The organism is Maricurvus nonylphenolicus (assembly GCF_042854845.1).
Lineage (GTDB): Bacteria > Pseudomonadota > Gammaproteobacteria > Pseudomonadales > Cellvibrionaceae > Maricurvus > Maricurvus nonylphenolicus.
In genome coordinates this window covers 2056352-2072243 of record NZ_AP031498.1, presented here as the reverse complement: position 1 = coordinate 2072243, position 15892 = coordinate 2056352, and the positions used below count along the sequence as shown (strand labels likewise).

The window sequence follows — 15892 nt, the reverse complement described above, 5'->3', positions numbered from 1 at the left end:
GACCACCAAACAGGGAATCCAACCATGACTGCGACTTCAGCTGAATTCTGGGACCGAATCGCGCTGCGCTATAGCCAGTCCCCCATTGCCGATACGGAAAGCTATGAAAAGAAGCTGGCTGCCACTCAGGCACTGATGCAGCCGGACATGAGCGTGTTAGAGCTGGGCTGTGGCACGGGCTCGACCGCGCTGGCACATGCACCCCATGTTGGCGAGATAGTGGCAACGGACGTGTCTGATGGAATGCTCGCCATTGGCCGAGACAAGGCGAAGGCTGCCGGCATCGATAACATCCGTTTTATGCAAGCCTCTGTAGAGGATTTGCAAGAAGCCGAAGGCAGCTACGATATGGTGCTGGCATTAAACCTGTTGCACCTAGTGCCGGACTACCAGGCGGCGATTGCCAAAGTTCATCGACTGCTTAAGCCCGGTGGACTGTTTATTTCGAGCACCGTTTGCCTGTCTGACAAGATGTGGTTCCTGCGGCCTGTGATCCCGGTTATGCAGTGGCTTGGTAAGGCGCCCTTTGTAAGCTTCCTGAATGCAGCTACTGTGTTACAAGCTGTGGAAGCTTCTGGTTTTGAGTCGCAGGAGCACTGGACCCATGGCCGTGCGAACAGTCTTTTTCTGGTATCTAAGAAGCCTTAGTTTGATGTGAGAACGTGGGGTCAGACCCTAGGGTCTGACCCCTGAAGTTATTAAAAACATGATCAAAAGGAATCATCCTTGGTCGATTCACTTTCGAGAAAGTCCAAGGCATCTTTACCCATTCGCTTTTTGATAAGCCACAGAACAGTCTTCACCATAAACTTTCGAATTGGATCCTTGGGATTTAAAAGAACGAATCGGCCAATCGAAAAGGTTATCTGGGCTCTGGCTACGGATAAATATCGATTCATAACGCCTCCCAACTGGTCGCTGACTTGATAGGCGAAACCCTGCATGGGATCCCCTTCAAATGCGGTATACCCTGTTCTCGATCTAAATACTCCTCAGTATCTGGCGCAAGAATTCCATCTGCATGCTCCCAAATACCCAGATCATCGTGTTCAGGCAACCACCACCCGTGAGGAACACGCACCAGGCCATCAGGCATATCCTCTCGAATCATTACTTGCATGCGTATTCGCCCATTGATTGTTTCAATTTTTGCCCACCCCTGATCTACTAGTGCATAGTTACTCGCGGTATTAGCAGATACAAATATTTTGGGATTTTTATTGGATTTTCGCAGAGCTTTTACGTGACGTTGGCCAGATTGGAAAAATTGAGGTTCACGTACCCCTACAAACATTTTTAACGGATAGGTTTGGCAGGGTTCCGGGGAGTTTCGATGATAAGGGAGGGGATCTAGCCCCCAATCGTCAAGCATAGAAGAATAAAGCTCTACCTTACCGCTTGGCGTCGCAAAGCCTGTTTCTTGGTATTTATAGTACTTTACTTCAGCGATTTTGATCTTATATTTTCCCTGGAACTGCTCTAGCGTTAACCCTGTATGGGCCAATCGATAATCATAAAGTTCAGTTAAATCCTTCCAGGGAAAGTAGTCTTCCATGCCCATTCTTTTTGCCAATTCATGCCAAAAGAAATAAATGTTCTTACACTCAGCCACAGGCTCGTATAACTGCTGGGAAGATTGAACCAATGAGAACCATTCAAAGGCATCATGAAGATTAGGCCGCTCCATCCAGGTATCCCCCGGAAGAACATAGTCGGACAAACTGGCTGTAGGGGTCATAAAGAGTTCATGACAAACCACCAAATCCTGGTTCATCAGTGCGTCATGAATCAATTTTTGGTTGGCGTATCCCTGAAGCGCATTGTTGGCTATCGAAATAAAGGCTTTCGCAGGATATGGATCACCGTAAGCCATCGCTCTAAAAGTGGGCGACGGAACCGCCATACAAGTCCCTTTAACCTGGTTTGGGTATTCAGTACCCCAAACCCGTAAGGAGGGCTTGCGTAACTTTTCAGTGGCATTGTATGTAAATACGGGGTGCTCATTAAATCCAAATTGTTTCTCTTTTTGCTCTAATGGCAGTTGCTCATGTAATTCCAATGCAGATTCGGCGACAATATCAGGATTGATGCCCATGAGTAAGTCACCACCAGGCACATCCAGATTTCCAGTGAGTGCGCGTAAGATGGACTGCGCCCGAATCGCGGAAGTGCTACTGTTTTGCTGATCCGTGATCGGGGACCATGGAATCACTGCACTTTTTGCATTTGCATACATGCGTGCGGCTTGCCGAATGGAGTCCTCATCCACTCCGGTTATTGCAGCCACCTTCTCCAAGCTGTAATCATTTAGTACTCGTTCCTTAAGTTGCTCAAACCCCACAGTCCATTTCTCAACAAATGCTTTATCGTAAAGCTCCTCGGTAATAATTACATTTATCCAGCCTAAGCACATGGCTGCATCTGTACCTAACCTTAAAGGCAAGTGAATATCGCTTCGATCGGCACTTTGACTTTGACGCGGATCAAGAACGATAAGTTTTGCACCTCTCTCCTGAGCTAACCTGATTCGAATGTATTCCATAACCCAAGACTGCTTATGAGGGTTATGACCAAATAACACGATACATTCAGTGTGCTCATAATCTGGCGCAGGCAACCATCCATAGGTGAGTCGATGGACTGCCGCGGTATTACCAAGGCACAGGGCCACTGGAGAAATATAATTAGGCGTGCCAAGAAGATTCATGAAGCGCCTTGTCATGCCGGATTCAGTTGAACAATTCCAGGGGCCGCTACTCACCACAAGGGATTCGGGGCCATATTTATTAACAACATCCGATAGTTTTGCGGCGATTTCATCCATGGCCTGATCCCAGCTAATGGGCTCCCATTGACCACCTCCGCGCTCCCCCACTCGCTTAAGTGGCTGGGTCAGCCTGTTGGGATGCTCAAAGATTTCATGAGCCAGTTTCCCTTTTGCACAGATAGCACCTGGGGCCAATGGATTATCATAATCCCCCTCCAGGGAATAACGCCCCTCTCCATCTCTGGTTGCAACGAGCTGACAGGCAATATCGCAAGTTGCACAATTGACATGTTTTCTTTCCATTTTAGCTCCCTAATTCTTACTTTTTATCGATATAAAATAGCCGCTAAACAAGGCTTTCTTTCAAAAGATGATTAACGATATTCAATTAAGGAGGCATTCATTTACCATTTGTTGCCAATTACTTACCATTTGCAGCCTCAGGATATAGACTGAATCATTAACGACACTTGATTCGGATATAACAAAAATGACTAACAGGTCGCTACACAGCAGCCCTTATGTAAGCAATAGTTTTTTAAATCAGTTCGTGGAACTTGTCTTATCCCGTCGTGGTAACTTGGTCGAGCTTTGTAAATTGGCGGATTTACCGAAAGAAGTGTTTACTGAAGAAAACAGGCTCATTCCCTTTGATCGATTCATTCGACTATTAGAGATCACCGAACGTGAATTAGATTTTCCTGAAGTCGCCTTGGCCCTGGCTCAACGACAAGACATCACTATTCTTGGGCCACTGAGTATCATGCTTTATGACTGCAAGACCATTGAAGAAGCATTGAATGTCATTTTTCAATACCTTCAACTTATCGTTTCTGGTATTGAGATACAAACCACTGAGAGCGAGCATCTGGTTGAGATAAATTTCAATTGTTATTTACCTGATCTCTACCAACGCCCACAGTTTCAGAATTACTTGCTTGCCAGCACCACAAAAGTGGTAAGAGAACTAATAGGAAGGAAATATGCGTTACGGGGATGTTTTATTGCTTACCCAGAACCCAGTGAAGCTCAAGTCAAGAACTTTATGCATTTCTTCGAATGCCCGGTGGCATTTGGTACAGATCAATTACGCTTAACCCTTACCAGCCCATTCATGCAGGAGCCATACGAGGCAACTGAAGAAGCAATAACAAAAAGGATAAATACTCTAGTCGAGTCACAAGGAAATATTGTCAACCAAGTCAGTAAAGTAATCGCCTTATCCTTACCGAGCGGCAAAGCTGATATGAAAATGGTCGCTAGATCAATGGGGTATTCGGCAAGAACGTTACATCGACATTTGAGCGCCTCCTCGACCTCCTTCAAAGCATTACTCGATTCTGTGCGACTAACTCATGCCGATCAATATCTAAAAAGCACTCACTATAGCCTAACGGATATCGCCGCTCTGCTGGGTTACAAAAGCCTTAGCGCCTTTACTCGCAGCTATCGAAGATGGTGCGGAGTTTCTCCAAGTTCAGTGCGGAAATCTCTTTTAGAAACAAAATGATTGATGGGGTCTGACCCCAGAAGTTGCCTGACCCCAGAAATTGCCAGAAGTTGATCACTACTTCAAAAGCGCCTGAACTTTTGCGCCCCATTCAGCGGATGTTGGCTTTAGCCGAACCGATTGATTTTGGTCCCGCAATGACGCCGTTTTCTCTGTGATTTCGTCTATGCCTTTGCCCAGATAAGTCTGCGCAGCTGTTTCGCGGTGTGCCACCATGGCATGTCCCTGGCCTAATATCGCAATAATACAACCAATTTTTACGTGCTCAATATGATTACCTGAACGCGCTTTGAGCTCTGCCAATGCCGCGTGATTCCCGCCAGCGTAGGTGCTTACAAAGCCAACTCCGCGCCAGATCGGTCCTTGCTGGTCTTCAGGAAAGCTCTGTATAGCGTCTACCACTGTATCAATGTTCTTTTCGCCAATTGAAAACCACAGAGCTCTTCCTACCCCAGCATAAAATGCGTTGACGCGCTCCGAGTCTTCGTCGACAAATTCAGGAACATCCAGACTTTCATGCCTGGGTTTCTCTGCAACCATCAGTTTGTAAAAACCGAGACCATCAAAAACCCAGAAGCGCTCGTCTGAATTCAGCTTGTTGTAGAAGGATTCAGAAAATACCCCTGTATGGGCAATGGCCAATCCGAAGCCAGCGTAGGCAGTACCCTTACAGTCTTGAGGTAACCCGTCTTCGATATACTTAAGGCAATCCTCAAAATCATTGTCTTTTTTTAAATCGTGAAAATAAAGCCCCTGGGCAATGCCTTCAGAGAACCAACCGCGAGTCCAGGCGTCATGGCTGTCTAACTGTTCTCGCAACGCTTGTGAATAGCCTTGCTTGGCCAGGGCCGTGGCGGTATAGACATTCTCAATAGCAACGCTAGTGAGATCAGACAGGTTCTCAAGTGTGGGTTGTTTGATTGTAGTCATGACAGCAGTAGCAGCCCTAGATAGCATTACAACGAATTGATGATCATAAAATCTGGCACAAGCAATGGATTCTTTGGCATCAAGGGTTTCATGTTATTGAGCCACTGATTTAAAGAGGGGTCGTGCCTAATCAATAAATCCTCATCCATTCCCACCATGTAGGGAAATACAACCTGCGGGAATATGGCAAAATCTACTAATGATGGTTCTTCACGGCCGCCAAAGAATGGGCCACCCTGTAGATTCTCAATCAACTGCATGGCAATACGCACTTTCATGTCAGCTAAGGATTCTGAAGTGTCTACATGACACATCATATGCTTAATAAAAGGCGCCGCTTTCAGTAGGTCTGGCCAGGCGTTGCGAATTTCATCGGGTAAAGGCGTCTGGCTGCTAACAATTGAGGCGAGTCGCCATGCACGGTGTCGAAACGCTGCGTTCATCTCGCCTTCATAAGCCCCACGAAAGCCTGCCAAAATGAGGCTATTGGTTACCCAGGAATCCAGCGCTAATATGCTTTCTTTTTCCTCCGGAGTGTTCCCCATCAACGGATTTTGAGGAAACAATTCGTCTAACCATATCGCCAGCGGTGTAGAGTCAGTGCGCCACTCATCGCCAATCTGCAAAACGGGAACCTGGGTTTGACCGGTAAAGCCGATCTCTTTGGAATTTATTGGGTTTACGGGAACAAACTCAAACGGAAGATCTTTGTAGTAGAGACAACAGGCTACCTTGCGCACATAAGGGCTGGTTGAATAGCCGTACAGTTTAATATCAGTCATTTAACACCTTTAAGCCATCTGTTGGTAAACCACCTGTCGGGCGGCCGCCATATCAATGGATTTAGTTTCACACTAATTAGAGCACCAGAAAACGTTAGAATTACCGTTTTTCTAGTCATTATTCTCAGAATAATGAGATACCAAAAAGCCCGCACATTGCTGTGCGGACTCTCGTACTTACTAGCAGCACGACATAGGGTTAGAAATCATATCGTGCCGTTACCCCATAGGTGCGCGGTGGCGCCAGGAAGTAGGCAGAGGAGCCTGTAAACACGATGGGGTTGGTTGCAACACCGGCATAGGCTTCATCTTTCAGGTTTTTACCCCAAACGGAGATGTTCCAGTTATCGTTGCGCCAGCCCATTTTCAGGTTGATATTTTCAATGTCCTGCTCGTAATCACTGGCTACAACGGTGAGGTGATCGCCTTTGAACGAGTAATCGAAGCGTGCGTAGGCCGTACCATCAGCGACAGGTAACGTATAGGTAGCAGCGAGGTTACCGCTGAGTTCAGCACTATGTATCAGCTCATCACCTTTTGCATCACCCTCGGTAACTTCATACTTGTTCAGGTAGAGTAAACCGGCAGACAGGGTCAGGTTAGGCAGAGGCAAGGCATCAATATTTAAATCAATACCATTAACTTCCAATGCACCTTCGTTTCTAACGGTGGTACCGGCACCGGTATCCAGTTGCAGTAGTTGCTGGTAATTATCAACTTCTGTCAGGAAAGCAGACGCGTTAACACGCAGGCGGCTATCGAGTAGTGTCGTTTTAATACCCAGCTCGTAACTGCGGGTTTTTTCATCGTCAAACTCGCGGTCATCGACTGCACCGTTCACGCCATTAAAACCACCAGACTTTGAGCCTGTTGAAGCACTGGCAAACACCATCGTGTCTTCGTTCAGGTCATAGCTGACATTCAGCAACCAGTCTTTGTTGATGGAGCGGCGGTTCAGTTTGGCATCAACAGGGGTAAAAATGCCATCGATAATTCTGGAAAGTGCAACGTCGGAGGACGGAACGCCTGGCCCCAGCAGGTTGGCGGGAATGGTTGTTAAATCTACCGGAGGCGTGCCTGGGCCAAAGAAGTTTGCCGGTAAATACCCTGGAGCCGTGCTGGAGGTTTCGGAGAATAAATCTGCCTCCTTCTCTTCATCGGTCCAACGCAAGCCTGCGGTAATGTGTAATCTATCGGTGGCGTGCCAGGTAGCTTGACCAAAGACGGCCAGCGTTTGTGTCTCCCAAACATGCTTGGAAGACGCGTTGTCTCCCGGCTGGGCCATCAGGCCCAGTAAGGCTGAAGGCAGGCCCAACACTTGAGAGCCTACGGTATTAAAATCATCACCAATTTCTACGATGGAGTTACCATCACCACGCTGCGTGGTTTGTTCGTAGTAAAAAATACCTGCTTGATAGTCGATATCGCCATCGGTAGCAGAAGAGAAACGGAACTCCTGAGAAAAGCTATCGCCGGCGTTATACTCATTGGTGACCGTCAAAATATCCAGCTGACTTTGATCCGCATCGTAGGTACTGGTGTATTCATAATCATCCCACGAGGTAATGGATTTAATGCTGCCCATGTCCAGATCATAATCCACAATTAATGCGGCAGCATCCGCTTCCAGTTCAAACGCCGTGTCGACATTATTGGAAATTTTGTAATCCTTGTTGTCGTTTTTCAGAACCGTCAGACCTTGACTGGCCAGTTCATTTTGTACGGTCGTGGAATGTAAAGGATCAGAACCGCAGCAGTCGGTATCACGCTCGATATGGCTAAGATTGAGTTGGATGCTCAACTCATCCGTAGGTTGCCACAAGAGTTTACCAATCATGTTCCAGTCATCGGCACCGTTGTCGTCATTACCGGTTGCATTCTCCAGGTAACCGTCCTGTTGATTCACGTTGCCCGACAGGCGAAAACCCAAAGTATTGGTAATCGGGCCGCTAGCCGCCACGGTGATTTTTTTCATGTCGTAGTTGCCAAAAGAGGTTTCTACATAGCCTTCGTACTCTTCCATATTGGGTGTTTTGGTCGTAATACTGATCGCACCGGCATTGGTATTTTTACCGTACAGGGTACCTTGTGGGCCCTGCAGCACTTCTATACGCTCAATATCCGTCATATCCGACATACCAAGGCCTGAGCGGCCGATATAAACACCATCGACAAACATCCCCACAGAGGGCTCAAGCGCTGGATCCGTCTGTGCTGTGCCAATACCACGAATGGTTAACCGTGCGGTAAAGGGACTGGTGTTGGCACTAACACTCAGGCTGGGGGTTGAATTGGCCAGATCACCGGCGTTGTTAATACCTGCATCTTGAATGGTGTTACTGTCAAAGGCGTTAACCGTTACTGGGGTGTCTTGCAGGTTGGTGGCACGCTTGGTTGCCGTAACGATAATTTCTTCCAGGGTAAATTCATCAGCCATTGTTACAGGGGCAGTAATGGCGGTAACTGTGGCGGTACATATGGCGGCAGCCAAAGGAACCATTTTATAGCGATTCATGCTCATCTCCGGTCTATTATTATATGTTCAGCTATGGAGTATTGTTTCTCTCTAGCGCTTTTTAGTGTCGCTCTGATTCCACCGCTGGAAAATGTTGCTTTTACCGTAGTTCTTGTCTTTTTTTTCAGAGCACTGCCTCTGTCATAGCCGCCGAGATAACACTTACGCTAGAATGTTGATAATGGACGCCTTATCAGACTTACTGAAATCAATTCAGCTATCGGCAAAAATCTTCGCTTGCAGAGCAGAGGCTGGGCCTTGGAATCTGCAGGTGCTTTATCGCCCCCAGGGTATCTTTCATACTGTTATTCAAGGGCAATGTTATCTGCGAGAGTGCAGTAGCGATAAGGTGCTGCAATTACAGGCGGGTGATAGCGTGGCCTTCCCCACGGGAGGCACTCACTGGATCAGTGATAGCCCGGAAAACCTGGATCTGGATGCAACGAATGTCATCAAAGTAAATGACGACGAAGGTTTGATGCTGCTGAAAACGGGAGCAATAAGTATTTCTGCAACCGATAGCGGCGCGTGGGGCAACACCTCGCAACAGGAGGCAGCAACTGCTGGAGACTCACCTGAGGATGACCAGGTTACGATATTATTGAGCGGTACTCTGACCTATGACTCCTCTATCAATCACCCCTTTCTCGAAAGCCTGCCCTGCTTTATTCAGACCAGACCAACAACTGAAGGTGAGCGGCAAAGGCATGAGGCCTTAACCAACCTCATGATAGAGGAGTCATCCACGTTATACCCCGGCCAGCGACTTATCGTTGATCACCTCGCGGAGGTTTTCTTTGTTCAGCTGCTCAGAGAGCATATGCGCAATGCGAAACATTCCAATGACTATATGACGGCACTGTCTGACCCTCACATAGGTGTGGCGCTAAACCTGATTCACAAGGAGACAGATCCAAAGTGGACTGTTGAGTCACTGGCTGAGGCATCTGCAATGGGTCGCACCGCGTTTACCCAAAAGTTTGTCAACATGGTTGGGGAAACGCCTAAATCCTACCTTACCAATACACGTTTAATGAAAGCCAAGGCCAAGCTGCAAAACACCAATGAATCCATGATTAGTATTGCGCAAGGCGCTGGCTACGCCTCCGAGGCGGCTTTCGGGAAAGCGATAAAAAAGCATTTCAATACAACGCCTGGCAAGTTACGTAAACAGTCCTGATATGATGTGTATGGTGTGGGGTCAGACCCCAGGGTCTGACCCCACACCAAAAAGCTTAACTACTTTGCTTTCGCAAATCCGTCACCACCTTCCCGCCAATACCCCAGTTATCGGTATTTACTTCGTCAATCACCACTACTGTGGTGGCTGGATTTTTATTCAACACATCCACCAACAATTGCGTCGCACCAGCTATCAGCTCGGCTTTTTGTTCGGGGGTTACTTGTTCGTCGGTAATTTTGATATTGACGTAAGGCATTTCTTTCTCCTTTAAATGTACTTGAGTACTAACACTTTTAATCGTTGATCAACACAGGTTTATATTTGGTTTGTAACCACTGGCTGTGTGCCACCCAGGCGCCAACGCTCACCAATACCAAACCACTTAATAATTCCGGCGTTGCAGGCTCGTTGAGCGCAAACATTGCCGCCACACCTGCCAATACCGGTACCATGGCCATCATGGCACCCATGGATGAAGGGCCTATGACCTGTACAGCTTTTACGTAAAGAAACATCTGCACAATGGTAGCCATAATGCCCTGATAAAACGCCTGTAGCAGAATATCGGGCCATAAGTCGGTAGAAATATTCTTCGGTAACCAGAACATATAAACCGGCAAATACAATGCACAAGTAATCACTGCCAAACTCACTGTCGCCTGCCAGGGGGTAATGCCCCAACGTTTAATCAATACCGAAAACAACGCCCACATTAAGGCCGCCAGCACTAACCAGATATGCCCTTCTGCAAAGCTCTGGCCTTGACTCTGGTTTAACCCCTGGCTTTGCGACAGCTGTTGTGCGAATAAGCTGCCAACCCCTAAAGTGATAACACCTATGCCCAACCACTTGGACCAACTTTGCCTTTCGCGATTAATCCAAACTGACAGCAGGATAATAAACAGCGGCATCAGGCCCGGCAGTAACACTGCCGCGTGCGATGCGGGGGCCAACTGAAAACCCCGAAAGGCAAACAGCGCATAAGCTAAGCCGCCAATCACACTGGCCACCACCAACTTCCAGTTCAATAGGTTAAAGCGGTATTTAAACCACCACACCGGCAACAGCAGCGCCGCACAGGTGGCATAACGTATTGCGATCACATCGTACGACAGTAATTCACTGATCCCGCCCATGCGGGATACCAGGATAAACCCCGTCCAAATCACCACCGCGGCCAATGCATAGAGGTAGCCTTTGTTGGTAGCCTGTAGATGGTTCATCAGGTATCTCCTTTTGTCCGGGTGAATGTTGGGGTAAAGCTTAAGCCAATTGACCATTCATTAATAATGAATAATACTGAACAAACTATTCTTATATTGTGAAAGTAAAGACTCATGGAATTATCCGATCTCCGCGTATTTCAGCAGGTGGCCGAATCCGGCGGCATTACCCGGGCGGCCGAAAAGCTCAACCGGGTGCCCTCTAACGTTACCGCACGTATCCAGAAACTGGAGGAAGAGCTGGGCAAACCGCTGTTTCTGCGGGAAAAGAATCGCTTGCGGATTTCGGTGGCCGGTGAACAGCTGCTGGGCTACAGCCACAAGATTCTGGATTTAGCTCAGCAGGCGGTTGATGAGCTGCAGCAGAGTCACCCCAAGGGCGTGCTGAACGTCGGCTCCATGGAAGCCGTGGCAGCCACTCGCTTGGTAGACCCGTTAATGCGCTTTCACCAGGCTTATGCCGATGTCGAGCTTAACGTCACTACGGGCCCTACCGGTGTGCTTATCGAGAAGGTATTGGACGGTGAAATCGATATGGCCTTTGTCGCCGATCCATCGCCGGATCCACGCCTGGCCATCAAACCGGTTTATAAAGAGTCTCTAGTATTGGTCAGCGATTTACACCATAAACCCATCAAAAAACCCGCCGATCTGGACAGTGAAGCCACCCTACTCGGGTTTAATCACCGCTGCGCCTATCGCACCCGGTTAACCGATTGGCTTAACCAGGATGGCACCGTTGCCAAGGTGGTAGAGATTAGTTCCTATCATGCCCTGCTGAGTTGCGCAGCTGCGGGCATGGGTGTGGGGATACTGCCTGAGGCCTTACTGGATGATTACCCGTTCCGGGACAATGTGCAGGTACACAGCCTGCCGATGAAATGGCGTAAGACGCAAACGGCGATTATTTGGCGCCATGATTCGTTAAAGGCCAGTATGGAAGCATTTGTGGAGTGTGCGACTAGCGGGTAACGCTAAAGTTAGAAGTTTTGAAGTAATTCCCGGCGATAATCTTCCAGGGAGGTTTCTACGCTATAGCGTTGCTTTAATTCTTCTAAATCGGCTTTCCAAACCCGTAATTCGTCCATCACCAGGGTGTTGTCATCCAACTGCCACAACTGCTCCGATCCCTGGTAGGAGAAGTTCAGCACAATCATTGCGTTGGCATCACCCTCTTGGGCAGCAGCTTTGATTTTGTGGATATGACGGTTGATGTGATTGAGCTCTTGCTTCAAAGCCCAAACGTAGGCGACTTCTTTGAAGTAAGGTTTGTGTTTTAGTTTTTGCAGGGCAAAAACCAATATAGCCACCGATACAGCAACACCGATGACATTCAAGCCGGTATTACTACCCGATTCACTGCTGCCAAATAACGTTATTAAGAGTGTGGAAATACTTAATGACAACACAGCCAGACTGACGGCTAAGCCAATGGCTACGCGCTTGTAGCGTTGCTGATAAAGGGATTTATCGATGGACTGCAGAGTCATGGGAGTTCCAATAGCAATTGAGGGCCGCATTGTAGATGGCGGCATAGACAATTACCACTGAGGAAGTGATGGCTTTAACGCTGGTAGAGCCCGCCTAACTGATTGTTTGTTGTGCCACTGGAAAACAAATCATTGATTTTTAGCGCACTGGATAAGCCACTCAGGGTAACCCACTCTTCCTGTGTCAGATCCTCTGCAGGAATAATCTGCTGATGGCTGTCTAACTGTTCACTTAACCAGCGGGAATGGGTTGATGGCCTGCCGAAGTCACTTTCCAATACATCAAGGGCATCGGCAATATCCGCCTGCAGGGCCAGATGCTTGTCCTCACCTTCCAGCCTTTCCAATAAGCTTTCGGCTTTGGCCATGACCTTGGCGACGGTTTCCGTGGTATTGCTTGCTGACGAGCTGGCTTCACTGCCGGGTTGTAGGTGCTCGGGAAGATTGCCCACCTGTTGCTCCGATATAAAGCCGTATTCTTGCAAGCGCGCAATAAAGCTTGAGGATATGGATAAGCTTTTATAACCACCGGGGAAGAACTCCTCCTGCAAGGCAGCCAGTTTTTGCGCCCGTGAGGAAATCTTCACCTCACTCGCGCTGGAGGTTTCCTGCTGGGACTTTTCTGTTTGCGAGGTTACATCGCTGGTTTGACTGGTGGTTTGCGTATTCGTTAGGTATGAATAGCTATCGGTTGAATTTCCTGTTTGAGAAATAGACATAACACGCTCCCTTCGTAACCGCTATCCTTCGCAAATTTGATGCCATATCTAATTCTCAAGCGATTTACCGCGCTAATACGCAGAAATCGCTATTTTTCACTGCATTGCTTTTCAAACTTGTGCGCAGTTAACGGCAATATATTGCCGCTTTGTCGTAGCTACCCCTTACTTACCCCTCCACGACAAGCTTGCGGTAGCGACGTGTTAGTTTCGCTTTGCTGAGTAAATCTGCAATCAAGGCAAAGGCCGGTGAAGGTTTTTTCTGCACCGCTTTGCCACGCCCCAAACGCACTAGCTGACGCCGGATTATCGACATGGTCGCCATAGCGGCCATTGTTTTATCTTTCCAATTTACCGGTGGAATCACGGCAACATAGTCTGGCTGCGTTTGCCAGATATTGGGTAAGTCATGCTTGAAGGACATGGCACTGGCAATCCCAACCAGTTCAACACCGTTGGCTACCACACGATTGGCGGTGGCCAGGCGGCGTACGCCACCGGTGGTCATAATAGTCACTTTGGTTTTACTGGAAATACGTTCGGCAAACTCCAGGAAGTAAGCTTCACGATCCAGGGTACGGCCATCGGCGGTGCGGCCCTGCATGGCCGGGGATTCATAACTGCCACCGGAAAGCTCCACCACATGTACACCGGCGCCCTCCAGTTGTGCCACCACCTGCTCGGCATCGCCAATATCAAAACCACCGCGTTGAAAATCAGCAGAATTCAGTTTTACCGACAGGGTGAAACCTTCACCACATTGTTGGTGAATGCGCTGCACGATTTCCAGTAGCAGGCGGGAGCGATTTTCCAGCGCGCCGCCCCATTGGTCATGACGCTGATTACTCAAGGGAGATAAAAATTGCGCTAGCAGATAACCGTGCGCCGCATGAACCTGAACTCCATCAAACCCGGCCTTTTGCGCTTGAGATGCAGTGGTAACAAAGCGTTCGATAACATCTTCAATCTCTGCCTCGGTCATGGCTTTGGGTGTGGCGAACTTGTCGGAGTGTTTACCTAAATCCAGTGCCACTGCCGAGGGCGCCAGGGCTTTACCGCCCATGCTCTTGTAGACCTGGCGGCCCGGGTGGTTAATCTGCATCCATACCTGGGTGTTGTTGGTTTTGGCGGCAGCTGCCCAACGCTTGAAGGCCTCCATATCGGCATCTGCCTGTAGCGCGACTCCGCCAGGGCCGGTCATGGCCAGTGAATCGACCATCACATTACCGGTGATAATCACCCCCACCCCGCCTTCGGCCCAGCGTTGGTACAGGCCACACAGTTCGTGGCCTGGGCGCTGTTGGGCATCGGCCATGCCCTCTTCCATGGCCGCCTTTACCAGGCGGTTTTTCAGGGTTTTGCCGTTAGTCAGCTCCAAAGGCTCAAATACACTGCTGGGCATAGTCTCTCTCCGGTTGGGCTTATTAGCTCTGGATTATCGATGGTAAAAAGCATAACCTTAAAGTCAGCTTTAAGGTCAACAGCTATATCGTAAAGACCTGTTAACGGGAGGTATTCAGCAATGAAAATCGGAGAACTGGCCGAGCAGAGCGGCCTCAGTGCCAGTGCTATACGCTTTTATGAGAAAAAGGGCCTACTGCCCCATGCCGAGCGTTTAAGCAGTGGCTATCGGAGTTATGATGCTAGCAGTTTGATGCAATTGCAGATTATTAAGTTTGCCCAGAACTTGGGGTTCTCGCTTGATGAGATGGTTGCTTTGCTGGGAGGATGCTCTATTGATCACGAGCTAACGCTGAAACAGCTGGATACCAAGCGCCAGGATATTGATACGCTGATTGATAACCTAGAAGAGAAAAAACGTAGTATTGATCTGTTGGTGGAGCAATTGGAGGCGCACTGGAATAGAGATCAGTGCGTTACTCCGGAAGCGTTGGAGCTTGTGCTGAAGGCGCAGAAAAGTTAGAGAACTGGCTAGTCATACCTAAAGACACTGGATTCCCGCCTGCGCGGGAATGACGTTAAAGAGATTGTGGTGATCCCTTACATTTGCTTACCTGGCTAGGTATGGAGTTAAGAAGATTGTGGAAACCTTTTACATTTATTCGCTTGGGGAGGAATGACGTAAAGAACAAAGCTCATAGTAATTCTCTTACCTCTCCTACCGCCCTTGGTAATTCCTTTACCCTCGCATTATTTATCGCTTTATCAACCGGCCTGGCCATTAGTGGATACACCAGATTTGGCGTAAACAAAGTTTGCAGTTGTTCGACCGAGCTTTGCCCGTCTAGCCATAAGTCTATTCCCTGTTGATCCAACATCACCGGCATACGGTTGTGGATCGGCGCCATGGATTCTGACGCAGCTGTTGTTACTACAGAGCAAGATAACAACTCATCGTTCCAGACATCCCACAGCCCAGCGAAGGCGATGGCTTCATCCTCACGATAAATTTCTATGGGTTGTTTGCCACTGGCAGTTTTCTGCCATTCGATATAGGAGCTTACCGGCAGGATGCAGCGCTGGTGATGAAACGGCCCCTTGTACGCACGACTGGATTCAAGCCCTTCGGCGCGGGCATTGAACATAGAGAATTTGGTATCGGGGCCAGAGGACCAGGATGGAGTTAACCACCAGCGCGCTAAATGTAATTCTTTGTTGCCCTGGTTTTGTAACACTACCGGAACGGATTCGGTGGGCGCAACATTGAGTTGTGTTGCCAGTGTTGGGGCAGCCGCATCACCCATTACATCTGCCATCAATTTGTTGATGGCTGGACCGCCGATAATATTAAATCGTCCACACATAATACTGC

At 48.4% G+C, this 15892-nt stretch carries 15 protein-coding genes; 5 read left to right on the top strand and 10 right to left on the bottom strand.

Annotated features, from left to right (window positions below):
* Window positions 1-24 precede the first annotated feature (24 nt).
* A complete protein-coding gene (locus ACGHZ6_RS08960) occupies window positions 25-648 on the top strand; it encodes a class I SAM-dependent methyltransferase (protein ID WP_390618497.1) in 624 nt (207 codons plus the stop codon).
* A gap of 247 nt (window positions 649-895) precedes the next feature.
* On the opposite strand, the gene ACGHZ6_RS08955 is transcribed toward ACGHZ6_RS08960, so the two are convergent.
* Complete coding sequence (locus tag ACGHZ6_RS08955; RefSeq protein WP_390618496.1) at window positions 896-3070, bottom strand: molybdopterin-dependent oxidoreductase; 2175 nt, start codon at window positions 3068-3070, stop codon at window positions 896-898.
* Window positions 3071-3257: 187 nt separating this feature from the next.
* Here ACGHZ6_RS08955 and ACGHZ6_RS08950 point away from each other — a divergent pair, with 187 nt between their 5' ends.
* Window positions 3258-4277 carry an AraC family transcriptional regulator ligand-binding domain-containing protein gene (locus ACGHZ6_RS08950; RefSeq protein WP_390618495.1) on the top strand — a complete coding sequence of 340 codons (1020 nt, stop codon included), beginning with the start codon at window positions 3258-3260 and terminating at the stop codon, window positions 4275-4277.
* A 57-nt stretch (window positions 4278-4334) separates the two neighbouring features.
* Here ACGHZ6_RS08950 and ACGHZ6_RS08945 read toward each other — a convergent pair whose 3' ends face one another.
* The 3 genes from ACGHZ6_RS08945 to ACGHZ6_RS08935 all read right to left on the bottom strand — a co-directional run bounded on the left by ACGHZ6_RS08945 (window position 4335) and on the right by ACGHZ6_RS08935 (window position 8504).
* Window positions 4335-5207 (bottom strand): DUF1702 family protein, encoded by an 873-nt coding sequence (locus tag ACGHZ6_RS08945; protein ID WP_390618494.1) that lies wholly within the window; start codon window positions 5205-5207, stop codon window positions 4335-4337.
* Window positions 5208-5233: 26 nt separating this feature from the next.
* Window positions 5234-5989 (bottom strand): glutathione S-transferase family protein, encoded by a 756-nt coding sequence (locus ACGHZ6_RS08940; protein ID WP_390618493.1) that lies wholly within the window; start codon window positions 5987-5989, stop codon window positions 5234-5236.
* Window positions 5990-6188: 199 nt separating this feature from the next.
* Window positions 6189-8504 (bottom strand): TonB-dependent receptor, encoded by a 2316-nt coding sequence (locus tag ACGHZ6_RS08935; protein ID WP_390618492.1) that lies wholly within the window; start codon window positions 8502-8504, stop codon window positions 6189-6191.
* A 181-nt stretch (window positions 8505-8685) separates the two neighbouring features.
* Between ACGHZ6_RS08935 and ACGHZ6_RS08930 the strand changes: the two genes are divergently transcribed.
* On the top strand, window positions 8686-9684 hold the full coding sequence (locus ACGHZ6_RS08930) for an AraC family transcriptional regulator (RefSeq protein ID WP_390618491.1): 999 nt from the start codon (window positions 8686-8688) through the stop codon (window positions 9682-9684).
* A gap of 55 nt (window positions 9685-9739) precedes the next feature.
* Here the strand turns inward: ACGHZ6_RS08930 and ACGHZ6_RS08925 are convergent, their stop codons facing one another.
* The gene (locus tag ACGHZ6_RS08925; protein ID WP_390618490.1) at window positions 9740-9943 is read right to left on the bottom strand and encodes a 2-hydroxymuconate tautomerase family protein; all 204 of its coding nucleotides are present in this window, start codon (window positions 9941-9943) and stop codon (window positions 9740-9742) included.
* 37 nt (window positions 9944-9980) lie between these two features.
* Window positions 9981-10910 carry a DMT family transporter gene (locus ACGHZ6_RS08920; RefSeq protein WP_390618489.1) on the bottom strand — a complete coding sequence of 310 codons (930 nt, stop codon included), beginning with the start codon at window positions 10908-10910 and terminating at the stop codon, window positions 9981-9983.
* A 114-nt stretch (window positions 10911-11024) separates the two neighbouring features.
* On the opposite strand from ACGHZ6_RS08920, the gene ACGHZ6_RS08915 reads away from it, so the two are divergent.
* The gene (locus ACGHZ6_RS08915) at window positions 11025-11882 is read left to right on the top strand and encodes a LysR family transcriptional regulator (protein ID WP_390618488.1); all 858 of its coding nucleotides are present in this window, start codon (window positions 11025-11027) and stop codon (window positions 11880-11882) included.
* Between the two features lie 8 nt (window positions 11883-11890).
* Here ACGHZ6_RS08915 and ACGHZ6_RS08910 read toward each other — a convergent pair whose 3' ends face one another.
* From ACGHZ6_RS08910 to ACGHZ6_RS08900, 3 genes are all read right to left on the bottom strand, one after another.
* Entirely contained in the window at window positions 11891-12400 is a 510-nt protein-coding gene (locus ACGHZ6_RS08910; RefSeq protein ID WP_390618487.1) for a DUF3087 family protein, read from the bottom strand.
* A gap of 74 nt (window positions 12401-12474) precedes the next feature.
* Window positions 12475-13119, bottom strand: a complete 645-nt coding sequence (locus ACGHZ6_RS08905) for a hypothetical protein (protein WP_390618486.1) — start codon at window positions 13117-13119, stop codon at window positions 12475-12477.
* 169 nt (window positions 13120-13288) lie between these two features.
* A complete protein-coding gene (locus ACGHZ6_RS08900) occupies window positions 13289-14521 on the bottom strand; it encodes an NADH:flavin oxidoreductase/NADH oxidase family protein (protein WP_390618485.1) in 1233 nt (410 codons plus the stop codon).
* A 120-nt stretch (window positions 14522-14641) separates the two neighbouring features.
* Here ACGHZ6_RS08900 and ACGHZ6_RS08895 point away from each other — a divergent pair, with 120 nt between their 5' ends.
* Window positions 14642-15043 carry a MerR family DNA-binding transcriptional regulator gene (locus tag ACGHZ6_RS08895; RefSeq protein WP_390618484.1) on the top strand — a complete coding sequence of 134 codons (402 nt, stop codon included), beginning with the start codon at window positions 14642-14644 and terminating at the stop codon, window positions 15041-15043.
* A 172-nt stretch (window positions 15044-15215) separates the two neighbouring features.
* Here ACGHZ6_RS08895 and ACGHZ6_RS08890 read toward each other — a convergent pair whose 3' ends face one another.
* Window positions 15216-15884: an SOS response-associated peptidase gene (locus ACGHZ6_RS08890; RefSeq protein ID WP_390618483.1), complete on the bottom strand. Its 669-nt coding sequence runs from the start codon at window positions 15882-15884 to the stop codon at window positions 15216-15218.
* Between the last annotated feature and the right edge of the window lie 8 nt (window positions 15885-15892).